24 protein-coding genes and 1 pseudogene are annotated in these 20,952 nt (G+C 63.4%); 8 read left to right on the top strand and 17 right to left on the bottom strand.

Annotated features, from left to right (window positions below):
* From ACQ86E_RS05025 to xoxF5, 5 genes are all read right to left on the bottom strand, one after another.
* The gene (locus ACQ86E_RS05025) at nt 1–453 is read right to left on the bottom strand and encodes a (2Fe-2S)-binding protein (RefSeq protein WP_431206400.1); all 453 of its coding nucleotides are present in this window, start codon (nt 451–453) and stop codon (nt 1–3) included.
* Nucleotides 454–1,088: 635 nt separating this feature from the next.
* Nucleotides 1,089–1,652 (bottom strand): S-(hydroxymethyl)glutathione synthase, encoded by a 564-nt coding sequence (gene gfa, locus ACQ86E_RS05020; protein WP_431204467.1) that lies wholly within the window; start codon nt 1,650–1,652, stop codon nt 1,089–1,091.
* A 34-nt stretch (nt 1,653–1,686) separates the two neighbouring features.
* Nucleotides 1,687–2,796, bottom strand: coding sequence for an S-(hydroxymethyl)glutathione dehydrogenase/class III alcohol dehydrogenase (locus ACQ86E_RS05015; protein WP_431204466.1), 1,110 nt, complete (start codon nt 2,794–2,796; stop codon nt 1,687–1,689).
* Nucleotides 2,797–2,856: 60 nt separating this feature from the next.
* Nucleotides 2,857–3,366, bottom strand: a complete 510-nt coding sequence (locus ACQ86E_RS05010) for a c-type cytochrome, methanol metabolism-related (RefSeq protein WP_431206399.1) — start codon at nt 3,364–3,366, stop codon at nt 2,857–2,859.
* Between the two features lie 92 nt (nt 3,367–3,458).
* On the bottom strand, nt 3,459–5,264 hold the full coding sequence (xoxF5, locus tag ACQ86E_RS05005) for a lanthanide-dependent methanol dehydrogenase XoxF5 (RefSeq protein ID WP_431204465.1): 1,806 nt from the start codon (nt 5,262–5,264) through the stop codon (nt 3,459–3,461).
* A gap of 514 nt (nt 5,265–5,778) precedes the next feature.
* Between xoxF5 and ACQ86E_RS05000 the strand changes: the two genes are divergently transcribed.
* Nucleotides 5,779–6,747, top strand: a complete 969-nt coding sequence (locus ACQ86E_RS05000) for a helix-turn-helix domain-containing protein (protein WP_431204464.1) — start codon at nt 5,779–5,781, stop codon at nt 6,745–6,747.
* Between the two features lie 27 nt (nt 6,748–6,774).
* On the opposite strand, the gene ACQ86E_RS04995 is transcribed toward ACQ86E_RS05000, so the two are convergent.
* From ACQ86E_RS04995 to ACQ86E_RS04975, 5 genes are all read right to left on the bottom strand, one after another.
* On the bottom strand, nt 6,775–7,200 hold the full coding sequence (locus tag ACQ86E_RS04995) for a hypothetical protein (protein WP_431204463.1): 426 nt from the start codon (nt 7,198–7,200) through the stop codon (nt 6,775–6,777).
* Nucleotides 7,201–7,333: 133 nt separating this feature from the next.
* Complete coding sequence (locus ACQ86E_RS04990) at nt 7,334–8,335, bottom strand: Bug family tripartite tricarboxylate transporter substrate binding protein (RefSeq protein ID WP_431204462.1); 1,002 nt, start codon at nt 8,333–8,335, stop codon at nt 7,334–7,336.
* A 219-nt stretch (nt 8,336–8,554) separates the two neighbouring features.
* Nucleotides 8,555–9,484: an ABC transporter substrate-binding protein gene (locus ACQ86E_RS04985; RefSeq protein ID WP_431204461.1), complete on the bottom strand. Its 930-nt coding sequence runs from the start codon at nt 9,482–9,484 to the stop codon at nt 8,555–8,557.
* The gene (locus tag ACQ86E_RS04980; protein WP_431204460.1) at nt 9,481–9,837 is read right to left on the bottom strand and encodes a c-type cytochrome; all 357 of its coding nucleotides are present in this window, start codon (nt 9,835–9,837) and stop codon (nt 9,481–9,483) included. The genes ACQ86E_RS04985 and ACQ86E_RS04980 overlap by 4 nt, the downstream gene beginning before the upstream one ends.
* 10 nt (nt 9,838–9,847) lie before the next feature.
* Nucleotides 9,848–11,512, bottom strand: coding sequence for a methanol/ethanol family PQQ-dependent dehydrogenase (locus ACQ86E_RS04975; protein ID WP_431204459.1), 1,665 nt, complete (start codon nt 11,510–11,512; stop codon nt 9,848–9,850).
* A gap of 334 nt (nt 11,513–11,846) precedes the next feature.
* Here ACQ86E_RS04975 and ACQ86E_RS04970 point away from each other — a divergent pair, with 334 nt between their 5' ends.
* The 4 genes from ACQ86E_RS04970 (at nt 11,847) to ACQ86E_RS04955 (ending at nt 13,732) form a co-directional block, all read left to right on the top strand.
* Entirely contained in the window at nt 11,847–12,239 is a 393-nt protein-coding gene (locus ACQ86E_RS04970; RefSeq protein ID WP_431204458.1) for a calcium-binding protein, read from the top strand.
* 172 nt (nt 12,240–12,411) lie between these two features.
* On the top strand, nt 12,412–12,492 hold the full coding sequence (pqqA, locus tag ACQ86E_RS04965) for a pyrroloquinoline quinone precursor peptide PqqA (protein ID WP_012029362.1): 81 nt from the start codon (nt 12,412–12,414) through the stop codon (nt 12,490–12,492).
* Nucleotides 12,493–12,517: 25 nt separating this feature from the next.
* Nucleotides 12,518–13,423 carry a hypothetical protein gene (locus ACQ86E_RS04960; protein ID WP_431204457.1) on the top strand — a complete coding sequence of 302 codons (906 nt, stop codon included), beginning with the start codon at nt 12,518–12,520 and terminating at the stop codon, nt 13,421–13,423.
* Between the two features lie 99 nt (nt 13,424–13,522).
* Nucleotides 13,523–13,732 (top strand): hypothetical protein, encoded by a 210-nt coding sequence (locus tag ACQ86E_RS04955; protein WP_431206398.1) that lies wholly within the window; start codon nt 13,523–13,525, stop codon nt 13,730–13,732.
* A gap of 10 nt (nt 13,733–13,742) precedes the next feature.
* Here the strand turns inward: ACQ86E_RS04955 and ACQ86E_RS04950 are convergent, their stop codons facing one another.
* From ACQ86E_RS04950 to ACQ86E_RS04935, 4 genes are read right to left on the bottom strand one after another with little or no spacing between them, the layout of a single operon-like run.
* Nucleotides 13,743–14,096 carry a hypothetical protein gene (locus ACQ86E_RS04950; protein ID WP_431204456.1) on the bottom strand — a complete coding sequence of 118 codons (354 nt, stop codon included), beginning with the start codon at nt 14,094–14,096 and terminating at the stop codon, nt 13,743–13,745.
* A gap of 49 nt (nt 14,097–14,145) precedes the next feature.
* A complete protein-coding gene (locus ACQ86E_RS04945; RefSeq protein WP_431204455.1) occupies nt 14,146–14,856 on the bottom strand; it encodes an ABC transporter ATP-binding protein in 711 nt (236 codons plus the stop codon).
* Entirely contained in the window at nt 14,846–15,583 is a 738-nt protein-coding gene (locus tag ACQ86E_RS04940; RefSeq protein ID WP_431204454.1) for an ABC transporter permease, read from the bottom strand. Before ACQ86E_RS04940 ends, ACQ86E_RS04945 begins: the two co-directional genes overlap by 11 nt.
* 1 nt (nt 15,584) lies before the next feature.
* The gene (locus tag ACQ86E_RS04935; protein ID WP_431204453.1) at nt 15,585–16,532 is read right to left on the bottom strand and encodes an ABC transporter substrate-binding protein; all 948 of its coding nucleotides are present in this window, start codon (nt 16,530–16,532) and stop codon (nt 15,585–15,587) included.
* A gap of 134 nt (nt 16,533–16,666) precedes the next feature.
* Between ACQ86E_RS04935 and ACQ86E_RS04930 the strand changes: the two genes are divergently transcribed.
* On the top strand, nt 16,667–17,026 hold the full coding sequence (locus ACQ86E_RS04930; RefSeq protein WP_431204452.1) for a hypothetical protein: 360 nt from the start codon (nt 16,667–16,669) through the stop codon (nt 17,024–17,026).
* 229 nt (nt 17,027–17,255) lie between these two features.
* Here the strand turns inward: ACQ86E_RS04930 and ACQ86E_RS04925 are convergent, their stop codons facing one another.
* Nucleotides 17,256–18,077 carry a quinoprotein dehydrogenase-associated SoxYZ-like carrier gene (locus ACQ86E_RS04925; RefSeq protein ID WP_431204451.1) on the bottom strand — a complete coding sequence of 274 codons (822 nt, stop codon included), beginning with the start codon at nt 18,075–18,077 and terminating at the stop codon, nt 17,256–17,258.
* Nucleotides 18,078–18,151: 74 nt separating this feature from the next.
* The gene (locus ACQ86E_RS04920; RefSeq protein ID WP_431204450.1) at nt 18,152–19,078 is read right to left on the bottom strand and encodes a quinoprotein relay system zinc metallohydrolase 2; all 927 of its coding nucleotides are present in this window, start codon (nt 19,076–19,078) and stop codon (nt 18,152–18,154) included.
* A gap of 129 nt (nt 19,079–19,207) precedes the next feature.
* Between ACQ86E_RS04920 and ACQ86E_RS04915 the strand changes: the two are divergent.
* Nucleotides 19,208–20,090: pseudogene (locus ACQ86E_RS04915) on the top strand (substrate-binding domain-containing protein).
* Nucleotides 20,087–20,644: a PQQ-dependent catabolism-associated CXXCW motif protein gene (locus ACQ86E_RS04910; RefSeq protein ID WP_431204449.1), complete on the top strand. Its 558-nt coding sequence runs from the start codon at nt 20,087–20,089 to the stop codon at nt 20,642–20,644. Before ACQ86E_RS04915 ends, ACQ86E_RS04910 begins: the two are co-directional and overlap by 4 nt.
* Nucleotides 20,645–20,647: 3 nt before the next feature.
* On the opposite strand, the gene ACQ86E_RS04905 is transcribed toward ACQ86E_RS04910, so the two are convergent.
* Nucleotides 20,648–20,947: a copper-binding protein gene (locus ACQ86E_RS04905; protein WP_431204448.1), complete on the bottom strand. Its 300-nt coding sequence runs from the start codon at nt 20,945–20,947 to the stop codon at nt 20,648–20,650.
* Nucleotides 20,948–20,952 lie beyond the last annotated feature (5 nt).

The following is a 20,952-nucleotide window of genomic DNA, read 5'->3' as shown; positions in this document are numbered from 1 at the left end:
TCACACTCCCGTCGATGCGAGATGGACCGCGTTCTCGATGCGCTGATAGCAGCCGCAGCGGCAGATATTGCCGGCCATCGCTTCGCGAATCTGGTCGTGCGACGGCTTGGGGTTCTCCATCAGCAGCGAAGCGGCCTGCATGATCTGGCCGGCCTGGCAGAAGCCGCATTGGGGCACGTTGACCTGACGCCAGGCCTTCTGGACAGGGTGGTCGCCGTTCGGATGCAGCCCCTCGATCGTCGTGACCTCGCGCCCGGCGACGTCATTGATCGACGTGATGCAGGAACGTACGGCTTGCTTGTCGACAATGACGGTGCAGGCGCCGCAAAGGGCCTGGCCGCAGCCATATTTGGTGCCGGTCAGCCCGGCTTCGTCACGCAGGAACCAGAGTAGTGGGAGATCCGGGTCGCCGTCCCAGCTCTGTTCCTGGCCGTTGATCTTCACCTTGATCATGATCGTCCCTCGCTCTTCATAAGCTTGTTGATTCTGACATTGCCGACGTCCGTCGGCGCAATGTTTGTTGCGTCGTCGCCGCATTCGGGCCGGTTGTCCCGCGCGGGCAGATCCCGGCAGGAAGCAGGAATGCGAATCGTGATGTCCGGATGTGCTCGATACCTCTCCCGTGTTGTTCTTGTTTGATTGAACTTCGCGCGGCATCGTGACGACGCGACCGTAACAGAGATCGCACGAGCCCGGCATTCACAGCCGAGCATTCTTGACGGGAAAAGACTGCAACGCAGGTTTGTCAAAAGCAGGGCGGGGCATCACGTCGCGTGCCGGTGGGTTGCGCTGTGCGTTTGCGAAATGAGCGCACGTAAAAAGCTTCGTCCGGCAGGATGACTGCGCGGACGAAGCAGGATGCCTCAGTCGAGGGAGGGAGAAACGCAGGGGCGCGGACTTCAAGCAGGAAGCGGGCGGCACTGCGCAGTCATTCAGAGACCAGGACTGAGGAGCTCATGGCCCTCATCCGCAGAGAGGCGGCGGCATCGCCGCGGTCGCCCCGAGACTGGCCCCGTCCGGCTCGCTGGGGGCCAGCGAGTGGACGGGGCAAGGACCGTTGTCCGGCGGCCTTGTTCAGGCCGCCCTGGTTACGCGGCCTTGGCTTTCGCCACGTGGGTTGCGATCGCGTCCATCAGCGCCGGCGACAGGCAGTCATAAGGCTCGAGCCCGATTTCCTTCAGCCGTGCCCGGATGCCGCCCATCTGTTCCGGCTTCACGCCCGACTCGATTACGGAGGAGACGAAGGCGGCGAATTGCGGCGCCTGCGATCCCTGTTCCTGGAACAGTTCGGGGTGGATGAAGTCGAGGCCGTAGAACGGGTGGTTCTTGTTCTCGATGCGGCCGAACATATGCGTGCCGCAGGCCTTGCAGGCGTGGCGCTGGATCACCGCGGATGCGTCGACGATCTCAAGCTTGTCGCCGTTCTCGAGCACGCTGACGTTCTGGCGCGGCACGACGGCGACGACGGAGAACGTCGCGCCCTGCGGCTTCCAGCACTTGGTGCAGCCGCAGGCGTGGTTGTGGGCGACGTCGCCTTTCACCGCGACCTTGACCTGGTGGTCCTTGCATTTGCAGGCCAGCGTGCCGCCGGCAAAATGGCCGGTGCCTTGTTTGAGGCCGTTGTCGATCGAGGGGTGGAGTGCAACAGTCATGGGTCGATCCTCCTTGGGGGGTGACGCTTTCGAGCTAGTACACGACGACGGAACGAATGGATTTGCCCTCATGCATGAGGTCAAAGCCCTTGTTGATCTCTTCCAGCTTGAGCACATGGGTGATCATCGGATCGATCTGGATCTTTCCGTTCATGTACCAGTCGACGATTTTCGGCACGTCGGTGCGGCCACGCGCGCCGCCGAAGGCCGTGCCGCGCCAGTTACGCCCGGTGACGAGCTGGAACGGGCGGGTCGCGATCTCCTTGCCGGATTCGGCGACGCCGATGATGATCGAGGTGCCCCAGCCGCGATGGCAGGCTTCCAGCGCCTGGCGCATCACGGTGGTGTTGCCGGTGCAGTCGAAGGTGTAGTCGGCACCGCCGTCGGTGAGGCCAACGAGATGCTGGACGATGTCGCCGTTGATCTTCTTGGGGTTGACGAAGTCGGTCATGCCGAACCGGCGGCCCCAATCTTCCTTGGAGTCGTTGATGTCGACGCCGATGATCTTGTCGGCGCCGGCCATCTTGGCGCCCTGGATCACGTTGAGGCCGATGCCGCCGAGGCCGAACACGACGACGTTGGAGCCCGGCTCGACCTTGGCGGTGTTGACGACGGCGCCGACGCCGGTGGTGACGCCGCAGCCGATGTAGCAGCTCTTGTCGAAAGGTGCGTCCTCGCGGATCTTGGCGACCGCGATCTCCGGCAGCACGGTGAAGTTCGAGAAGGTCGAGCAGCCCATATAGTGGTAGACCGGCTTGCCCTTGTAGGAGAAGCGGCTGGTGCCGTCCGGCATCACGCCCTTGCCTTGCGTTGCGCGGATCGCGGTGCAGAGATTGGTCTTCTGGCTCAGGCAGCTCTTGCACTGCCGGCATTCCGGCGTGTAGAGCGGGATGACGTGGTCGCCCGGCTTCACCGAGGTGACGCCCGGTCCGATCTCGCGGATGATGCCTGCGCCCTCATGGCCCAGGACCGACGGGAAGATTCCCTCGCTGTCGAAGCCGTCGAGCGTGTAGGCGTCGGTATGGCAGATCCCGGTGGCCTTGATCTCGACCAGGACTTCGCCGGCCTTCGGTCCTTCCAGATCGAGTTCGACGATCTCGAGCGGCTTCTTGGCTTCGAAAGCGACGGCGGCACGTGTCTTCATCGGTAACTCCTCAAATTCTCATGGGACGCCAAGAAGTAGTCCTGGCAGTCCCCGCAACGTTCATTTGTGGCCCATGCAGGCGTCTTCCGCCTTGGTGTAGACCTCGTTCTTCTCGTCCTTCTTGGCGGGACGCTGCCGGCCCCAGGCTTCGGTGGAGCGGGCGCGGAGGTATACGTAGAGATCGTCCATGTAGCAGGCGACGTTCGGATTGTCGCCGAATGCCGGCATGACATTCTCCTGCGCGGTCGAGATGTTCTTGCGGCCGGAAGCAACCACGCCGAGAAAGTCGCCATAGCTCATGGTCTTCACCGAGTCCTTCAGCGCAGGCGCGTAGGTCGAGCCCATGCCGTCGGGACCGTGGCAGACGTGGCAGTCGGAGTGATAGCGGCGGTAGCCGGAATAGGTGAACCAGTCCACGGTGCCGTCGGCCGAAATCTTGTAGGTCGGGTTTCCTTCCTTATCGAGCCATTTTCCGTCGTCTTCCTTCTTCACGGCGGTCGGATCGCCCGGACCTTCCGCAACAGCAATTCCCCCGAGGTAACGAAGATCATCGCAGCAATGACAGAGCAGATTTTACGCAAGAGATTGTCCTCGACGGCATCAGGAGGAGACGAGCCGGCGCGTGGAGTTGATCCACGCGCCGGAGCGATACGAGATTGAGGCTAGTTCGCCGGCAGCGAGAACACGGTCAGCGTACCGCCGAGAGCCGTGTAGTTGCTGAGGGCTGCGTAGCCGCCGACTGCGCCGAGACCGGCGGTCGGATCGGTGAGGCCTGCCGCCAGGCCGATGCCGGCCCAGCCGCCGACGCCCGAGAGCACCGCGACATACTGCTTGCCGCCGTTCTCATAGGTCGTGACGTTGCCGATGATGCCGGAGGGAGTCTTGAACTTGTAGAGCTCCTTTCCGGTCTTGGCGTCGACCGCCTTCAGGTAGCCTTCGAGCGTGCCGTAGAACACCACGCCGCCGGCGGTTGCGAGCGCACCCGACCAGACCGAGAACTGCTCCTTGTTCGACCAGACGATCTTGCCGGTCTTGCCGTCCCAGGCGATGAAGTTGCCCATATGGGTCTCACCCGCCGGCGGATACATCGAGAGCGTCGCACCCACATAGGGCTGGCCCGCGGTGTAGCTCACCTTGAACGGCTCGTAGTCCATGCAGACGTGGTTGGTCGGAACATAGAACAGCTGCGTGTCCGGCGAGTAGGCTGCCGGCTGCTCGTCCTTGGTGCCGAGCGCGGCCGGGCAGATGCCCTTCACGTTGACGTCCTCGCCCGCCTTGTCGGTCGAAGCTGCGTCGAGCACCTTCGGACGGCCATAGGTCGGCGAGTTCTTGTCCATGTCGACGCCGGAGGTCCAGTTCACCTTCGGATCGTACTTTTCGGCAACCAGCAGTTCGCCGGTGGCGCGATCGAGCGTATAGCCGAGGCCGTTACGATCGAAATGCGTCAGCAGCTTGCGCGGCGCGCCGTTGATCGACTGGTCCGAGAGGATCATCTCGTTGACGCCGTCATAGTCCCACTCGTCATGGGGCGTCATCTGATAGACCCACTTGGCCACGCCGGTGTCGGGATTGCGCGCCCAGATCGTCATCGACCACTTGTTGTCGCCGGGACGCTGCTTCGGATTCCAAGTCGAGGGATTGCCCGATCCGTAATAGACGAGGTTCAGCTCCGGATCGTAGGAGATCCAGCCCCAGGTGGCGCCGCCGCCGATCTTCCACTGATCGCCCTGCCAGGTCTTGAGGCTGGAATCCTTGCCGATCGGCTTGCCGAGTGCGGTGGTCTTGTCGTCAACCAGGAGCTGGTTGTCAGGCCCTTCCGAATAGCCGCGCCAGGCCAGCTTGCCGGTCTTGATGTCGTAGGCGGTCATGTGGGCTTGAACGCCGAACTCGCCGCCGGAGATGCCGATCAGCACCTTGTCCTTGACGACCAGCGGTGCCGAGGTGCCGGTCTCTCCCTTGCCGGGATCGCCGTTCTTCGTGCTCCAGGCAACCTGACCGGTCTTGGCATCGAGCGCGACCAGGGTCGTGTCGGCCTGGTGCAGGAAGATCTTGCCGTCACCATAGGCAACGCCGCGATTAACGGTGTCGCAGCACATCACCGGGATGACGTTCGGATCCTGCTTGGGCTCATACCTCCAGACGATCTTGTTCTCGTTTGAAAGGTCAATAGCGTAGACCTTGTTCGGGAACGGGGTGTGGACGTACATCATGTTGCCGACGATCAGCGGGCCGCCTTCATGGCCGCGCAGCACGCCGGTCGAGAAGGTCCAGGCGACCTGAAGCTTGCCGACATTCTGTGCGTTGATCTGATTGAGCTTGGAATAGCGGGTGTTGGCATAGTCGCCCGCCGGCATCACCCAGTCTTTCGGGTTCTGCGACATCTTGTTCAGCTCGTCATTGGCTGACGCGCTGCCGACGGCGAGCGCCGCCGCGGAGCCAAGAAAGGTCGCCAGTAGCACCTTGCGCATAGTCATTCCTCCGTTTGATTTCGTTTTATTGTTTCCGAAGCATTGCTCAATCGCCGGGCTTCTCGTCCGGCGTCTGCTCGTGCAGGGCGGTCAACGATTGGGACCAGAAACGATGCTGTGCTGTTTCCTCCTCGGGATGAGAGCTACGGGTCCGCGTGCAGCAGCGGCCCGTTTTTATTGTTCCTGCTGCAATCCGTAACGACTTCACCATCGGGAAACTTGCCCAAGAGAGAAGGCGGTTTGCTTGACAGCGCACGGATGCGAACATTTTGATTTTGCAGTAGCGAATTCAGCGGCTTCTGCGCGACTGCGCAACCGCACTCAACGCTCAGGTTCCCCTTGACGACGCTGCAACTAAGGCGGAGGATTAACTTTCAAGGGTGGCAAAGGAACGATGGCGCTCGTTCCAAAGATCGCCCAAATTTGAGGTAAACGTCACGCAATCGAGGGTCGGGGCTCCGCAGCGCTGGTCGCGATTCGCGTCGAATCCCGGGTAACACCAGTGGCTGGATTAATGTCCGACACAATTCACACGCTCTCGACGACCGGACTGACGCCGAAGCGGCAGATCCAGAGCTGGATCGACGGGCTCACCAGCCTGTGTGGACATTTCGACGTCGATCCGCTGGAGGCGTCCTCGCTCGAAGGCCGCATCGACTACACTTCAGTCTCGCGTCTCAAGCTTTGCCAGATCGAGGTCAGCCAGCACCGTATCGCCCACACACTTGCGCGCGCCAAGGCCAATGAACACCCGTACATCAAAATCCACTTCCAGACCTACGGTGTGTCCTATTTCGAGCAGGAAGGTCGCCACATCGAAATCAATCCGGGCGACATCATCGCTTATGATGTCTCCTGTCCGCATTCGATCATCAGCCCCGCCTTCACCCGCCACGACGTCGTGATCGTTCCGAAGGCGCTGCTGCGCGATCGCGGGTTCCCGTCGCAGCGGATGCCGGCCTGCAAGCTGTCGGCGAAAACGGGTACGGGACGGATCGCGCATAATTTTGTCCACGCCACCTTCGACGAGGCAGCCAAGCTTTCGGCGAACAGCGCGGTCGGGGTCGCCGATTCGCTGATTGATCTCTTGCTGCTGCCGCTGCGCGAAGCGGACACGGGGTTCGATCGTGTCGGGCCCGAGGCAATGTATGTGCGCGCGCAATTCTTCATCCGCGAGCATCTGCGCGATCCGGATCTGTGCATCGACCAGATATCCGCCGAGCTCGGCTGCTCCAAGCGCTATCTGCACATGCTGTTTTCCGAGCGCGGCACCACGGTGAGCGATTACATCTGGCAGGCGCGTCTGCAGAACTGCCGCCAGGAGCTCGAAGCTCACGGCGGCAAGACCATCACCGACGTCGCGTTCTCCTGGGGCTTCTCCAGCTCATCGCATTTCAGCCGCGTGTTCCGGAAGTATTTCGGCGTGGTGCCGTCTTCGATCCACAAGGCGCAGCAGGGCGCTGTGGCCGCGGGCGAGCACTAGGGTGACCTCCCCGCGTAATGGTGCGCTTTACGCCGACGTTGAAATGTAGGGAATGCTGGCGAGCAGAGCCGCAAGCAGCACTGCGTTGCAGAGCATCCCGCTCCAGTGCAGGCGTCGCAGCCGACGCGGAGCCTCGGTGTCGCCCGCGTCATTCGCGCTGAGCTGGTCGTCCATCCGCTGAATGAACCGGCGGCGTCCGGTGATTGCCAGAGTGGCAAGCAGGCCGACGATTGCAGCGAACACGAGTCGGCCGGCGAGAAGGAAGGCCAGCGTGCCGAGGAGGCCGGCGACGCTCATGACCAGAAAATGGGCGTTGAACATTCCGCGCAGCAATTGGGCGACCGGCTTGATGTCGAGCTTCACCAGCAGGAAAGCGGGCGAGGCCAGCGTGAAATAGCCCAGCGGGAAAAGCAGGATGACCATGGCAGCCACGGCGATCGGATCCGGCGTCATGCGGGCAACCTTTCTCGTCCGCGCCGGTCTTCCGCCGGCAGCGCACAATCATAGCCGCCAGATACAGTTTAGACACTAGGCTTTGGTCGGATGCCGGGCAGCAGGGGGCAGTCTGCGCCCCCTGCCTCGAGGCTCAGGCGGGCTCGAGCCCGAGCGACTTTGCGCTCTCGATCCAGATCGGCAGCTCGCGCTGATACAGCGCGTTGGTCTCCTTGAAGCCGATCGCCGGTTCGAGCACGAAGGTCGCGAGAACCTCCTTGACCTTCGGATCGCTGTTGGCGGCCACGCAGAGTTCGGCCAGGCGGTCGACGACCGGCTGCGGCGTCGCCTTCGGCACAGCCCAGCCGGAGAAGCCGCTCACGGCGAAGAATTTCGATGTCGCACCCTGCTCTGGGAGGGTCTTGATAGCGGGGATCGCATCGACCTTCTTCGAATGCACCGCGAACACGGTGCCGCGGTCGCTTTGCAGGACGGATTGTGCCGCAGTGTAGCTGCCCATCGCTGCGTCGAGCGTGCCTTCCAGCATGCCCGTCCACATCGGAGCTTCGCCGCGGTAGTGGACCGGCTCGATGTTGAGGCCGTATTGCTTGTTGAGCTCGTTGATCGTCATGTGCGGGGCCGAGCCCACGCTGTAGGTCCCGAAATTCACCTTGCCGCTCTTGCGGGCGAAGGCGACGAAATCCTCCAGCGTCTTGACCCCGGTCCTGGGGTTCGCGACCAGCAGGAGGCCGGCGCCCGGAATGACGCTGACGAGCGTCAGGTCCTTGTCCATGTCGTAGCCGGGATTCTTCATGACCACGCGGTTCATGATGTAGGTGGTCGAGATCGAGCACAGCATGGTGTGGCCGTCGGGCTCGGCGCGGGCGACCTCCGCCGTGCCGATCGCACCGGAGGCTCCGGGCTTGTTCTCGACGACGACCGTCTTGCCGATCTGCTTGGAGATGAATTCACCATAGGCGCGCGCGAGCAGATCGGTCTGTCCGCCGGCGGGATAGCTGCAAATCATGCGAATCTGCCGTGAGGGCCAGGTGCCCTGGGATGCGGCTTGCGCCGAGGCGCCGCGCGCAACGAAAGGCATCGCGAGTGCACTGGTACCGGCGGCGATGAAGTGGCGGCGATTGAAGTTTGCGGGCATGATTCCCTCCTGATTTTCACGGAAGGTACTGCATCAGGCTGGCGCCGCCATCGGCGGGAGGCGAGACACATTGGCGCATTCGAATGGCGGCACCGTCGCCAATCGTGCGTCATCCGGACGATTGCACCTTTCGCGTCATACGCGCAGCGCTACGTCAGCGGTGCGCTGCAGACCGGGGGCCGACACGGCAGCGAATTGCGTTGCCGGCTCTGCGGAGCATCACTGCTGAATGATCTTCATCCAGACATCGCCAAGGATCACGGGCTCGCGCGGCGGCAGGTAGGTCAGGCCGGCCTGCTTGCCGAATTCGGCGATCTTGCCCTCGGCAGCGAGCGCTGTCAGCGCCTTGTTGGCGGCTTCCATCAGGGCGGGATCGCTGGCGAGCCCGACATAGCCGCGATTGGCGCCGATCGGGTAGTAGTAGCCGGAAGGCGTGATCGCCGTGTCGGGATGCGCGGTACGATGGGCGTCGAAGCGGCCGAGATCGATCAGCGTCGCGTCATGATCACCGCGGGCCAGCGCGCCAAGCAGGTCGTCGCGGCCAGGTACGAGATGCGTGATGTTGTCGATCAGGCGCCCCTTGTCGAACGTCATCAGGATGGCGTCGCCGAGCGATCCGCTCTCGATCGCGAGGCGAAGGCCGGCGAGATCGCCGATGCCGCCGATCTTGCGGCCCTGCGCCTTGGGTCCGAGCACCACCGTCATCGGTGAATAGACGTAAGGCTGGCTCGGCGCGAGCGAGCCGAGCGCGACGCGCCGCCGCCGGTCGTCGCGCGTGGCGCCGGCGAAGTCAGGCAGGCGCGCCGTCTTCATGCCGGGCTTGACCAAGGAATCCGTGGTCAACGCGTAACCGCCGACCAGCGAGCAGCGCCCGTCGGACAGCAGCGCGTTGGCCTCGAGCTGCGGGCTCGAATCCTCGTCAAGCTTGCTCTCGAACCACTGGATTTTCAGCGGCCGTCCCATCCGTTCCGCGATCGCCTGCGCCAGCAACACGTCGAAGCCGGAGTCCGGCTTGCCTTTTTGATGCATGGAGAGCGGTGGCCGATCCTCGTCGAGACAGATTTTCAGCGGATCGTCGGCCGCATGGACGGCCGGCGCCGCCGCCGTGAGGATCGCGGCCATGCCCCATGCGGCGAGCCAGCGTTTCATGGCTTCCTCCGGCTCGAGATGAACGCCCAGAGATTCCCGATCTCGTCATCGCTGAGAATGTCGCCCCAGGGTGGCATCTTGTTGTTCTTGCCGTTCTTCACCGTGGTGACGAAGCGCGTCTTGTCGTCGGGGAAGGCGCGCAGGTCCGGCGTGATGGTGCCGGGGTTCAGCATGTTGGGGCCGTGGCAGTGCGAGCATTTCTCGGCATAGGTCGACTTGCCATGGTCGATCTGCGCCTGCGCGGGATTGCCGGTTGAATCGTCCGCGGCACGAACGGTCGCCGCAAGCGCGACCGTCAGCACCGCGACGGTGGCGATAATCGCCACCGTCCTGAGAGAGACCTCTTTTCGCATCGTGCCGTGGCTATTGCTTCACCGCAAACACCCACAGCGAGCCGCCGGGCGGCACGTTGGCAAGCCGCTCGTCGCCGGAGAACAGCGAATAGACGCCGCCATAGCCGCTGGTGACCGCGACATACTGCACGCCGTCCTGCTGCCACGTCACCGGCTGTCCCTCGATGCCGGAGCCGGTCTGGAACTGCCAGAGCTTCTTGCCGGTGTCGGCGTCGAAGGCCTCGAATTCGCCGGTCAGCGCTCCCGAGAACACCACGCCGCCCGCGGTCGACAGCACGCCCGAGAAGCGCGGAATGTCGCTCGGCGCTTCCCACTTCGACTTGCCGGTCATGGGATCAATCGCCTTGAGATGACCGCGCGGGCCGTCACCCCACTCCCAGAGATCGGTGAGGTCCATGCCGAGATACCATTCGCCCTGCTTGAAGGTGACGGGCTCGGTCTTGTACCGGCCGCCGAAGGCGAGCGTGTTGGCGTAGGCGAGACCCGTCTGCGGGTTGAACGACATCGGCTCCCAGTTCTTGCCGCCGAGGATCGACGGATAGACCGTGACCTTCTTGCCCTCGCGCGCGCCGGTCGTGACGTCGGTCTCGATCGGCTTGCCGGTCTTCATGTCGATGCCGGTCGCCCAGTTCACCTTCACGTAAGGATTGGCGGCGAGCAGCTTTCCGTTGGTGCGGTCGAGCACGTAGAAGAAGCCGTTGCGGTTGGCGTCCATCAGCACCTTGGTCGGCTTGCCCTCGACATTCATGTCGGCGAGGACCATCTCGGCCACGCTGTCGTAGTCGAACGGATTGTTCGGCGAGAACTGGTAGTGCCACTTGATCTTGCCGGTCTTGGGATCCATCGCCAGCACGGAGCAGGTGTAGAGGTTATCGCCGGGACGCACCGCCGAATTGAACGGGCCGGGATTGCCGATGCCCCAATAGACCGTGTTCAGCTCGGGATCATAGGAACCCGTGATCCAGGTCGAGCCGCCGCCGAGCTTCCAGGTATCGCCTTTCCAGGTGTCGCCGCCGGGCTCGTCGGGTGAGGGGATCGAATGGGTGCGCCACAGATGCTTGCCCGTTGCCGGATCCCAGCCGTCGATGAAGCCGCGGGTGCCGAACTCGGCGCCGGAGATGCCGGTGATGACGACACCGTCGGCGACCAGCGGGGCCACCGTCATCGAATAGCCTTCCTTGATGTCGGCGGCCTTCTGTCGCCACAGCTCCTTGCCGGTCTTGACGTCGAGCGCGATCACGTTGGCATCTAACGTGGTGCGGAACAGCTTGCCTTCGTAGAGCGCGCCGCCGCGATTGATGATGCCGCAACAGACGATGCGTGGCGTCTCGGCGGGATATTCGATCTTGGATTTCCAGATCTGCTTGCCGGTCTTGGCGTCCACCGCCATGGTGGCGTTGTGCGACGTCACGTAGATCACGCCCTGGTACACCAGCGGCTGCGATTCCTCGCTGCGATCGTCATTGAAGCTGTAGTTCCAGACCGGGACGAGGTTCTTGACGGTGTCCTTGTTGATCTGGTTCAGGGTCGAGAAGCGCTGGAGATTGTAGCCCATCCCATAGTTGAGAACGTTCGACGTATCGGTTGCACCCTTGACCAGTTGTTCGGTCGTTTGTGCGCTCGCAACCGAGCATGCGGATATGACGAGGCTCGCGGCCATCGCAAAGCGTTTCATCCGTTCCTCCCAATATGCGCGCCTTTTGACGCTGCGAGTGCAACACTCCGCCCGAATGCAAAACCCGTCAATACGAAAGTCGAACGCGCGTTGCCGATTTGTTGGACGCCAGATGCCAGGGTGCATGCGGCAATCTTCGAGTAAAGTTGCTCGTCTTGCGCGAATGCGCTGCATCAATTTCCATCGTGCGAAGATTGATGCGATGCGAGAGTCGCCCGCGACCGGGTTCGGTGTCTTCCGGCGACTCGCAATTCCGGCTTGAACTGACAACTGCTTGCGGACTTATGTTGAGCGGGTCCTGTTCGAATCGGGGCTCATGGTCAGGGAGGTCAAGATGATATCGCGTCGCTCAATTGCGCTTGCGCTCACGATCGCAGTGCTGTCCGGTCCGGCCTGGTCGGCCTCCGGCGGTGCGGTGAAGATGTTCGATACCGACAATGACGGCACGCTCGATCTTGCCGAGGTCAAGAAGGCAGCGGCCGCGTTGTTCGCCAGGCTCGATCCCGATCACGACGGAACGCTGGACGCACGCGAGTTGCGCGGACGGTTAACGGCAAAAGAGCTCGCCGCCGCGGATCCCGATCGCGACGGCACACTCACGCTCGACGAATACCTGTCCGTTGTGGAGCAGCGCTTCAACGCGGCGAATCCCGACAGGGACGGGACGCTGGATGCGAAGGAGCTGAACTCGCGCGCCGGTCGCGCGCTTCTGCGATTGTTGCGCTGAGAGCAGCCGCGATTGACTGGGAGCGAAGGCGATTTGCCCGAGAGGGAAATTCGCAAGCGTATTGCGACAGTTCGCTGTGTCGGCGGTTCGATTCCAGACTTGCGCTGTACGTGAGGCAGCCCTAGGTTTTGCCCGGCGCGATTGTCGCGCCCAATATCCTTGGGAGACCCGAATGGCCTGGAAAGCTCCGAAGATCGTGGAAGTGCCGGTCGGCATGGAAATCAACATGTACGCCTGCGCTGCGCGCAAGTAAGACTGACGAACCTGCCGCGGCTTCGGTGGCGAACGCCGTCGAAGCCGTGGTAGTGTTTGCGATGCGCGTTGGAGCCCACACGATCTGGACGGCGGTTGCATGCATGCTCGCGCTCGCACCGGCATCTGTCTGCGCCGAAGAGGGCTTCGATACCGAACACATCTTCGGCTTCATGATCGGCACCGATGTCGGCAATCCCGGCGAACGCGAATTCCAGACCGAGACGACGGGGCGCTTCGGTAAGGGTGGCGGCACTTATCGCGCCCTCGCGCAAGAGGTCGAAATCGAAGTCGTCCCGCTGCCGAACTTCCGCATCGAGCTTGGCGGCACGGCCACGCTGCACGACATCACCGGCGTCCCTGACATCGACGATCGCCGCCAGTTCAATTTCCAGGGCGCCTCGCTCGACCTGCGCTATCGCCTGCTCGACCGCGAGCGCGCCCCGTTCGGGTTGACCGTTGCCGCCGAGCTCCATGGCGAGCGCATCGATGAAACCTCCGGCGCGAAAGGGCGGATGTACGGCACCGATTTCACGCTGGCCTTCGACCGTGAGCTGATCCCGAACTTCGTCATCGGCGCGCTCAATTTGATCTATCAGCCAGAATGGGCGCGCTTCGAGATGGCGGGGCTGTCGGAGAAGAGCTCGACCATCGGCGCCGCGTTTGCCGGCCTGGTCCGCGTGCGCCCCAATATGCTGCTCGGCGGCGAGATGCGCTATTTCCGGCAATACGAGGGCATCGGTCTTGGCGAGTTTTCGGGCCAGGCGCTGTTTGTTGGCCCGACCGCCTATTTCCAGCTATCGGAGAAGTCGCGCCTCACCGTCAGCTGGAGTATGCAGGCCTGGGGTCGTCCGGCCGGAACAGCGGCCAGCCTCGACCTCGTCAATTTCGAACGCCATCAGGCGCGGCTGGTGTTCGGCGTTAACTTCTAGCGGCCCGGGTTCCCGCTGCTTCGGCCAGATTGAAACTTCCCTCTCCACCGGACGTAGCTCTTCGTGCTAATCTTCACCGCCTTGCGCGAGGATCCCGGCATGAACCCGATCGACCTTGTGGTGACTGTGTGTGCGCTGCTTTCGCCCGCGACCTGCGAGGAGCAGCATCTGGTGTTCAACTTTGCGGGGTCGCCGACGCAATGCGCCATGGCAGCGCCGCCCTATATCGCGCAATGGGTCGGCGACCATCCGAAGTGGCAGGCGGTGCGCTGGCGCTGCGAATATCCGCACCCGAACGACAAGGCGTGAGGCGACTGCGCTACTTCGTGCAGTCCTTCAGATCCTTGTCGGCGATCGAGAACACCGCGTCCGCCCTGATCTCGATGTCGCGGACGACGCACTGACGTGAATTGGGATAGCTGACCCTGGCGTCGTAGCGACCCGGCTCGACGCCGGTGATGCGCAGCCGCTCGTCGTGGTCGACCTCCTTGTCCTTGTCGTTCAGGCACTGGTTGGGACCCCAGTCGGTTTTGCCGGCCGGTGAGAGCTGGAAGCCGGAGATCGTCTCGGTCGTCAGGTTCCAGAGACGGATGCCCTTGCCCTTCGTTTGCGCGAACGCCGCGCCAGGGATCGCAGCCAAAAGAATGCCGATCGCAATCAGCGTACGTCGCATGGTGAAACCTCCCTCGACAATTTTCTTTGGCTCAATTGACCACGAGTTTTCATTTCGATTCAAGCTTCAAGGCCGCAAGCTCAGCCCTGATCCGGCCAAGCTCGGCCTCGTTGCGCTCGGCGCGCGGGATCGAGATCGGCATCTCCTGAATGATGCGCGCGGGCCGCGGCGACAGGAAGAATAGCCGGTCGCCGAGGCGGATCGCGTCGTCGAGACTGTGAGTGACGAGCAGCGTCATCACCGGGCGGCTTGCGACCAGCGTCGCGATCTCGTCACGCAGCCGGCCGGCGAGCGCGTCGTCGAGCGAGGCGAGGGGCTCGTCGAGAACGAGCAGATCCGGCTCGACGGCAAAAGCGCGGGCAAGTGCGACGCGGCGGGCCAGGCCCAGCGACAATTCGCCGGGAAAGTGGCTGCGATGCGCCTCCAGCTCGAGAATCCTGAAAAGCTCCGACAGCTTGGCGTCCGTGACGTCAGGCGCAGCCAGCCGCACATTCTGCTCGACCGAGCGCCAGGGCAGCAGTCGCGGCTCCTGGAACACCATGCCGATGCGCGCCTGCGGCGGCCGCGCGATATGCCCCTGAAATTCGTGATCGAGCCCGAGGATAATGCGCAGCATCGTACTCTTGCCGCAACCCGAGGGGCCGATCAGCACGCCGACCTCGCCGGATTGGAGCGCGAATTTGACCGGCGCCAGCACCTCGTGGGTTTCGCCCGCGGCATTGTTGAACGTCTTGCCTGTGATCTCGACCTCAAGCCGCACGGGGCCGCCACCTTGTTGCGCGGGCTTCGAACGGCTGCACCAGCAGGGTTTCGATCACGAGCACGACGGCGGCGAAGGTCAGCGAATAGGCCAGCAGCCGTGGCGTGTCGAACAGCTGGAAGGCGACGCCGATCTCGAAGCCGACCCCGTTCGGCCGTCCCAGCAGTTCGGCGACCAGCACGATCTTCCATACCAGCGACAGCCCGGAGCGGGCGGAGGCGGCGATGTATGGCGCAAGCTGCGGCAGCACGACGTGGCGGAAGGCACGCCAGCGCGGCATTGCGAACACGGTCGCCATCTCGTCCAGCGAACGGTCGAGCGTGCGCGTGCCTTCGCGCAGGGTGACGATGGCGGTCGGCAGCTTGTTGATGGCGATCGCCGCAATCGCGGCGGCTTCAGTCAGGCCAGCCCAGATATAGGCCAGCACGATCACGACCAGCGCCGGCAGGTTCAAGAGCAGGATCAGCCAGGGATCGCCGAGCCGGTCGGCGAGCTTCACTCGCCCCATGAGGTAGCCGATCGCGCTGCCCAGCGACATCGCCAGCACGAACGCAAGGATGACGCGCGCCAGCGTGGCGCCGAGATGCAGGAACAGGGCACCGCTCGATGCCTCCGCGATCATCACGTGGAGGACGGCCGGCGGCGAGGGTAGTTTTGCGCCGCCGACGAACAGGGCGGCGGTCCACCAGATCGCGAGCAGCATGGCAAACGAGAGAAGACGCAGCACCTCAGTCTCCGGGGGCTGCGTGATAGAATGTGCCGGGATCGAGCTCCGCCGCGGGGCCGACGAGGTCACGGCCGCCGATCCCGGCCAGCACGCGGTAGAGCACGCGCGCATCCGCCTCCTCATCAGTGATGCTCCGGCGCGGAATGCCGTCGCGATAGCGGTCGCGGTATGTCCTGAGCAGGGTGGCATCGCTGGTGCCGGTGAGCGGCGCGATCTTGTCCCAGGTGGCATCGGACGTGACCAGCAGCTGCTTGGCCTTGCGGGTCATCGCGATGAAGCGTGCCACGGCATCGCGATGGCTCGCCGCCCAATTCTCGTCGAAGACATAGCCGACCGCGGAGACCGCGCCCTTGGCGCCCAGCTTCGGCAGGATGTCCTCGATTCCGGCGAGGCGGCGAAAACCCTTGGCCTCGAGCTGCGCGCAGAAATTCCAAAAGTTCAGGCTCGCATCCATCTCGCCGTCGAGCGCCTTGGCGGCGATCAAAGGCGGCGCGCCATAGACAACGCTCGCATCGGACTTCATGTCGATGCCGTCCTGCTTCATCCGGGCCTGCAGCAGCAGCCAGCTCTTGTCGATGGGGCCGCCGCCAACGCCGAGCTTGCGGCCCTTCAGATCGGCCAGCGTCTTGATCGGCGAGGTCGCCGGCACCATCACCGCGCCGAGCGCGCTGGAATAGGGATAGAAGGTCAGCCTGGCGCCGAGCGCGCGCTCGCGCGACACCCACAGCCAGTCGGACAGGATGATGTCGGCACTCCCGGCGCGCAATGCGATCTTGCCGGCTTCGGGGCTGGCGAGTTCGGTGACGTCCAGCGAGAGATCCGCCGCCTTGTCGAGGCCGCCGGCACGGATCGCGGCCAGCTCCCAGGAGAATGTTCCGGTTTTCTGCACCGCAAGGCGGATCGTGTCCGCGGCGCGGCAGGATGCGGCCAGCGACAGCGCCAGTGTCATCGCGAGCGCCAATGTTCGTCCAGGCGCTCTCAAACCAAGAACCCTCATCACCTTGTGAGCCGTTTCCTCGAAGGAGTGCTTTTCAGGACAATAGGCATAGCATAGCTTTCGTCGCAACCTGTGGGAGGACGCGGATGAATCTGGCGGGACAGCTACGACCGATTGTCGCCGCATTGGCCATGTGGGCTGCGACCACCTGCGCGGCGCGGGCCGAGGAGGCCAATGATTATCCGACGTCGGCGCGCGCGGAATATGTCTATGGGTGCATGAAGGCCAACGGCGAGTCGCGGCAGTCAATCGAGCAATGTTCCTGCTCGATCGACGTGGTGGCTTCGATCGTTTCTTATGAACGATATATCACCGCCGAAACCGCGCTCAGCATGGCCCAGGTTCGCGGCAATCTCGGCGTCCAGTTCCGCACCTCGGAGCAGGCCAACACGGCGGTGAACGATTTGCGGCGTGCGCAGGCGGAAGCCGAGGTGAGGTGTTTCTAGTTATTGCGGCATAGACGGTGCGCTCTTCCTTCTCCCCTTGCGGGAGAAGGTGGCGCGAAGCGCCGGATGAGGGTATGCCTCCGCGAACACTATCGCAAGAGAGTAGCTCGCGGAGACAACCCCTCACCCAAGCGAACTCTTGTCTACCAGCGGTGCTGCCCTCTCCCACAAGGGGCGAGGGCACAGCCATCCGCACCGCGTTTGACTTTGAAGGGGAGGGAAGGCGCCCTCACGTCCCCGGCTTCTCGACATCCCACTCGTTGCGGAACACGTGCCCGTCCGTGTCCTTTGCTTCTGCGCGGAATCGCTTGGCGCCGTTGGAGACATAGGTGAAGCGCAGATTGGGATCTTCCGAGATCGAGATGCCGCCTTCCATCGACAGCACGGGGCTGTCGTCTTGCGTCAGCTTCAACTGGTTGACGAAGAAGGCGGGAATATAGAGCTGCGTGACCTGGTCCATCTGCAGGCCGGAATTGTTGGGATGGCCGATCATGATTTGTGCTTCGCGAATTCGGCTCGCCGGTGCCTGCTCGCGCGCGAATTGCCGGTAGCGCATCTGGCCGAGACGATTGTTGGCTTCCTCGGCATTCTTGCCCGCCGGCGCCGAGCAGCCGCCCGAGGCCTTCACATAGACTTTCGAGACATAGAGCTGGCCGTCGCTGAGTTCGGCCACCGCATGGACGTCGGTATAGTTATTGACGCGCACGCGTGTGGAGATCTCGGTGACGTTGGCATCCGCGCCAAGCTCGAACTTCGCCGCCATCGGCGCCGGATTGCGGTCGATCACCAGCGTGATCGAGCGGATGCGGCGGCTGTCGGCGGGCGAGAGCTTGCTGCGCAGGGTCACGGGCACGATGGCCGCATCCTCGGCGCGATAGGGCATCTCGATGCCGATGACATCGGCGCCGTCGTTGATCGGGCGGTTGTTGAAAATATCCTGCACCAGGCCCGGCCAGGGATCGTAGGCCTCTTCAGCCTGCGCAGGCACAGCGAAGGCGATGCCGAGCAAGGCGGCGATCAGGGGCAGGCGGCGGCGTGTGCATCCCGGCATGGTCGTGCTCTCCGGAGTCAGCGAAGCTGATCTCCCGCGCGGACGAAGCAGTCCGGGTCAGCGTAGCGCGTTCGCTACTCCCATTCAATTTCTGAAAATGCTGCGGTTGCGTTGCGGGCGTTGTAGTCGTCGAACAGTTCCCAGTGCGGCCGTTCCGTCGCGGCCGCCTTGTCCGCCGCGGTCCGGATCGGCTCGCCCTTCTTGTTGGAGGTACGGACGTCCGCCAGGAGCGTGGTGAGATAGCGCCGTTCGTCGGCCAGCGCGGCGGGCCAGTCGCTCACAGGCCCGTGACCAGGGACCACGCGTAATGCAGGAATCCTCTCGAGTTCTCCGAGCGTGCCGAGCCAGCCGCGAATGCTGCCGTCCATCACCGGAACGTGGCGGAGAAAAACCAGGTCGCCCGCGAACAGCGTCTTGCTCGTCTCGTCGAGCACGGTCAGGTCGTTGTCGCTGTGGCCGGCCGGCCAGCTCCGCAAGGTCAGGCGGCGCGATCCGAGATCAAGCGTCATCGTGTTCTTGACGAGGATTGTGGGCGGTACGATCTTCACGGGATCGATCAGCGCGCTGCCCATGATGCGCCTGAAATTGTCGAGATAATAAGGCCCGCGCGTCGCCAGCGCCTGCGGCAGCTTGCCGTTGCCGACGAAGCTTGTTCCGTCCGCAACGAAGGCCGCGTTGCCGAAGACATGGTCGGGATGGCCGTGCGTGTTGATGACATAGCGGATGGGTTTGCTGGTGCGGGCTCGTACGGCGGCGAGCAGCGCCTCGCCCTCGCGGAGGCTGCCGCCGGTGTCGATCACGGCGACTGCGTCCTCGCCGACGATGAAGCCGACATTGGCGATGTCGCCTTCATTCTCGCGCGACATCAGCGCGATGGCCCCAGAGTGTACGAAGATTCCCGGTGCGACTTCGCTCACAGGCAATTCGCCTGCCGCAACGCGTGTTACCGTCAGGAAGCCCAGCAGGGCAAAGGCTGCGATCACGGGAGCGATGCGAGACATTTTTTCGCCTCAGTTCACAAGGGTCTGCCGCGTTGCACTGCAGCACGACAAGCCGACGCAAAGTTTGGCAGAACATGGTGCATCCTGCGTTGCATGGATAGCATTCGAGCAAACGATGGAGGAAGCGCGATGACGGAGGCCGGGCGACATCGTCGCTGGTTGTTTTCACTGGGGGTCTTGGTTGCGTCCTGCGCGTTCGGCGATGTCGCCTTGGGGCAGACCAAGGACAGCGGCGACCTCTCGTTCGAGTTGGTCGACCCGAATGTTTTGCGCGTCTGCGCCGATCCGCGCAATCTGCCGTTCTCCAATGAAAAGGGCGAGGGGTTTGAAAACAAGCTCGCCGAATTTCTTGCAGGCAAGCTCGGCAAGAAGCTCGACTACGTCTTCTTTCCGCAGGCCACCGGCTTCGTGCGCATGACGCTGGGCGCGCATCGCTGCGACGTCATCATGGGCTTCCCGCAGGGCGACGACCTCGTGCAGGGCACCAATCCCTACTACCGCACGTCCTACGCGCTGGTCGCCAAGGCCGGCAGTGGGCTTGAAGAGGTCGACACGGCTCGAGGATGCGAAGTTGAAGGGCAAGCATGTCGGCATCGTCGCCGGCACGCCGCCGGCCACCAACATGGCGCTGGCCGGCCTGATGGGCGATGCAAAGCCCTATCCGCTGATGATCGACACGCGCTTCGACAATTCGGCGCAGGCGATGATCGACGACCTCGTCGCCGGCAAGATCGACGCCGGTGTGCTGTGGGGGCCGATGGCGGGCTTTTATGCGAAGAAGGCCGGCTCGCTGCACGTCACACCGCTGGTGAAGGAGACCTCCGGACCAAAGCTGGTCTACCGCATCGGCATGGGCGTGCGTCCGGCCGATCAGAACTGGAAGCGACAGCTCAACAAGCTGATCCAGGAGAACCAGGGCGAGATCAACAAGATCCTGGTCGAGTTCGGCGTGCCCCTGCTGGACGAAAGCGACCGGCCGCTTGGTGCGGAGACGGCCAAGAAGGCACCATGAGGCGGCCTCTTGCCGTTGTGCTCGTCGCCGCCATGCTGGCGGCGCCCGCATTCGCGCAGCAACAGGAGCCGTTCGAGCCCGATGGCTATCGCACCGACAATTACCGCGCGCCGGTGCCCGCGACGCTTGCGGGCGTACGCGTGCTGACGACGGCAGAGGCCGAAGCGATCTGGCGCGCGAAAGGCGGCGCCTTCATCGACGTGCTGCCGCGGCCTCCGAAGCCGAAGAACCTGCCTGAAGGCACCGTCTGGCGCGACATGCCGCGGAAAAACATTCCGGGCAGTCTCTGGCTGCCGGATACCGGCTACGGCGTACTGCCGCCAGCCATGGACGATTATCTTCGCAGAGGCCTTGCGCAAGCCTCGCGCGGCGACAAGGCTGCGCTGCTCGTGATCTATTGCCTGGCCGACTGCTGGATGTCGTGGAACGCGGCCAAGCGCGCGCTGGCCTACGGCTATTCCAATATTGCCTGGTATCCCGATGGCACCGATGGCTGGGAGCGCGCGAAACTCCCCACCGAGGAGGCGCGGCCGGAGCCGCGCCCCGATCAATAGGCGTTACCGCTTCTGCAACTTCGTCAGCGTTCCGGTGCCGTTACTGTCGGTTGCCGAGTACGTGACCCGGTCGCCGGCATGGACGGAGTCGAGCATCGCCGCATCCTTGGCCTTGTATTGCTGCACCGCCCCGGCGCCGCCTGCACCGCCGCCGACAGTGCCCTTTTGCGTCTGCTGGATCGAGATCGTGCTGCTGAGCCGATCAATCCGTGTGACCATTCCGGTCATGTCGTCGGCGAAAGCGCTGGATGCGAGCATGCTGATGGCTGCAGCGCCTGCGAGGATGAATTTCGTGGTTGCCATCGGGG

This window comes from Bradyrhizobium betae (assembly GCF_050632175.1).
GTDB classification, from domain to species: Bacteria; Pseudomonadota; Alphaproteobacteria; order Rhizobiales; family Xanthobacteraceae; genus Bradyrhizobium; species Bradyrhizobium betae_B.
Note: the sequence above shows the minus strand (reverse complement) of the source record. Positions and strands in the feature narration are given on the sequence as shown.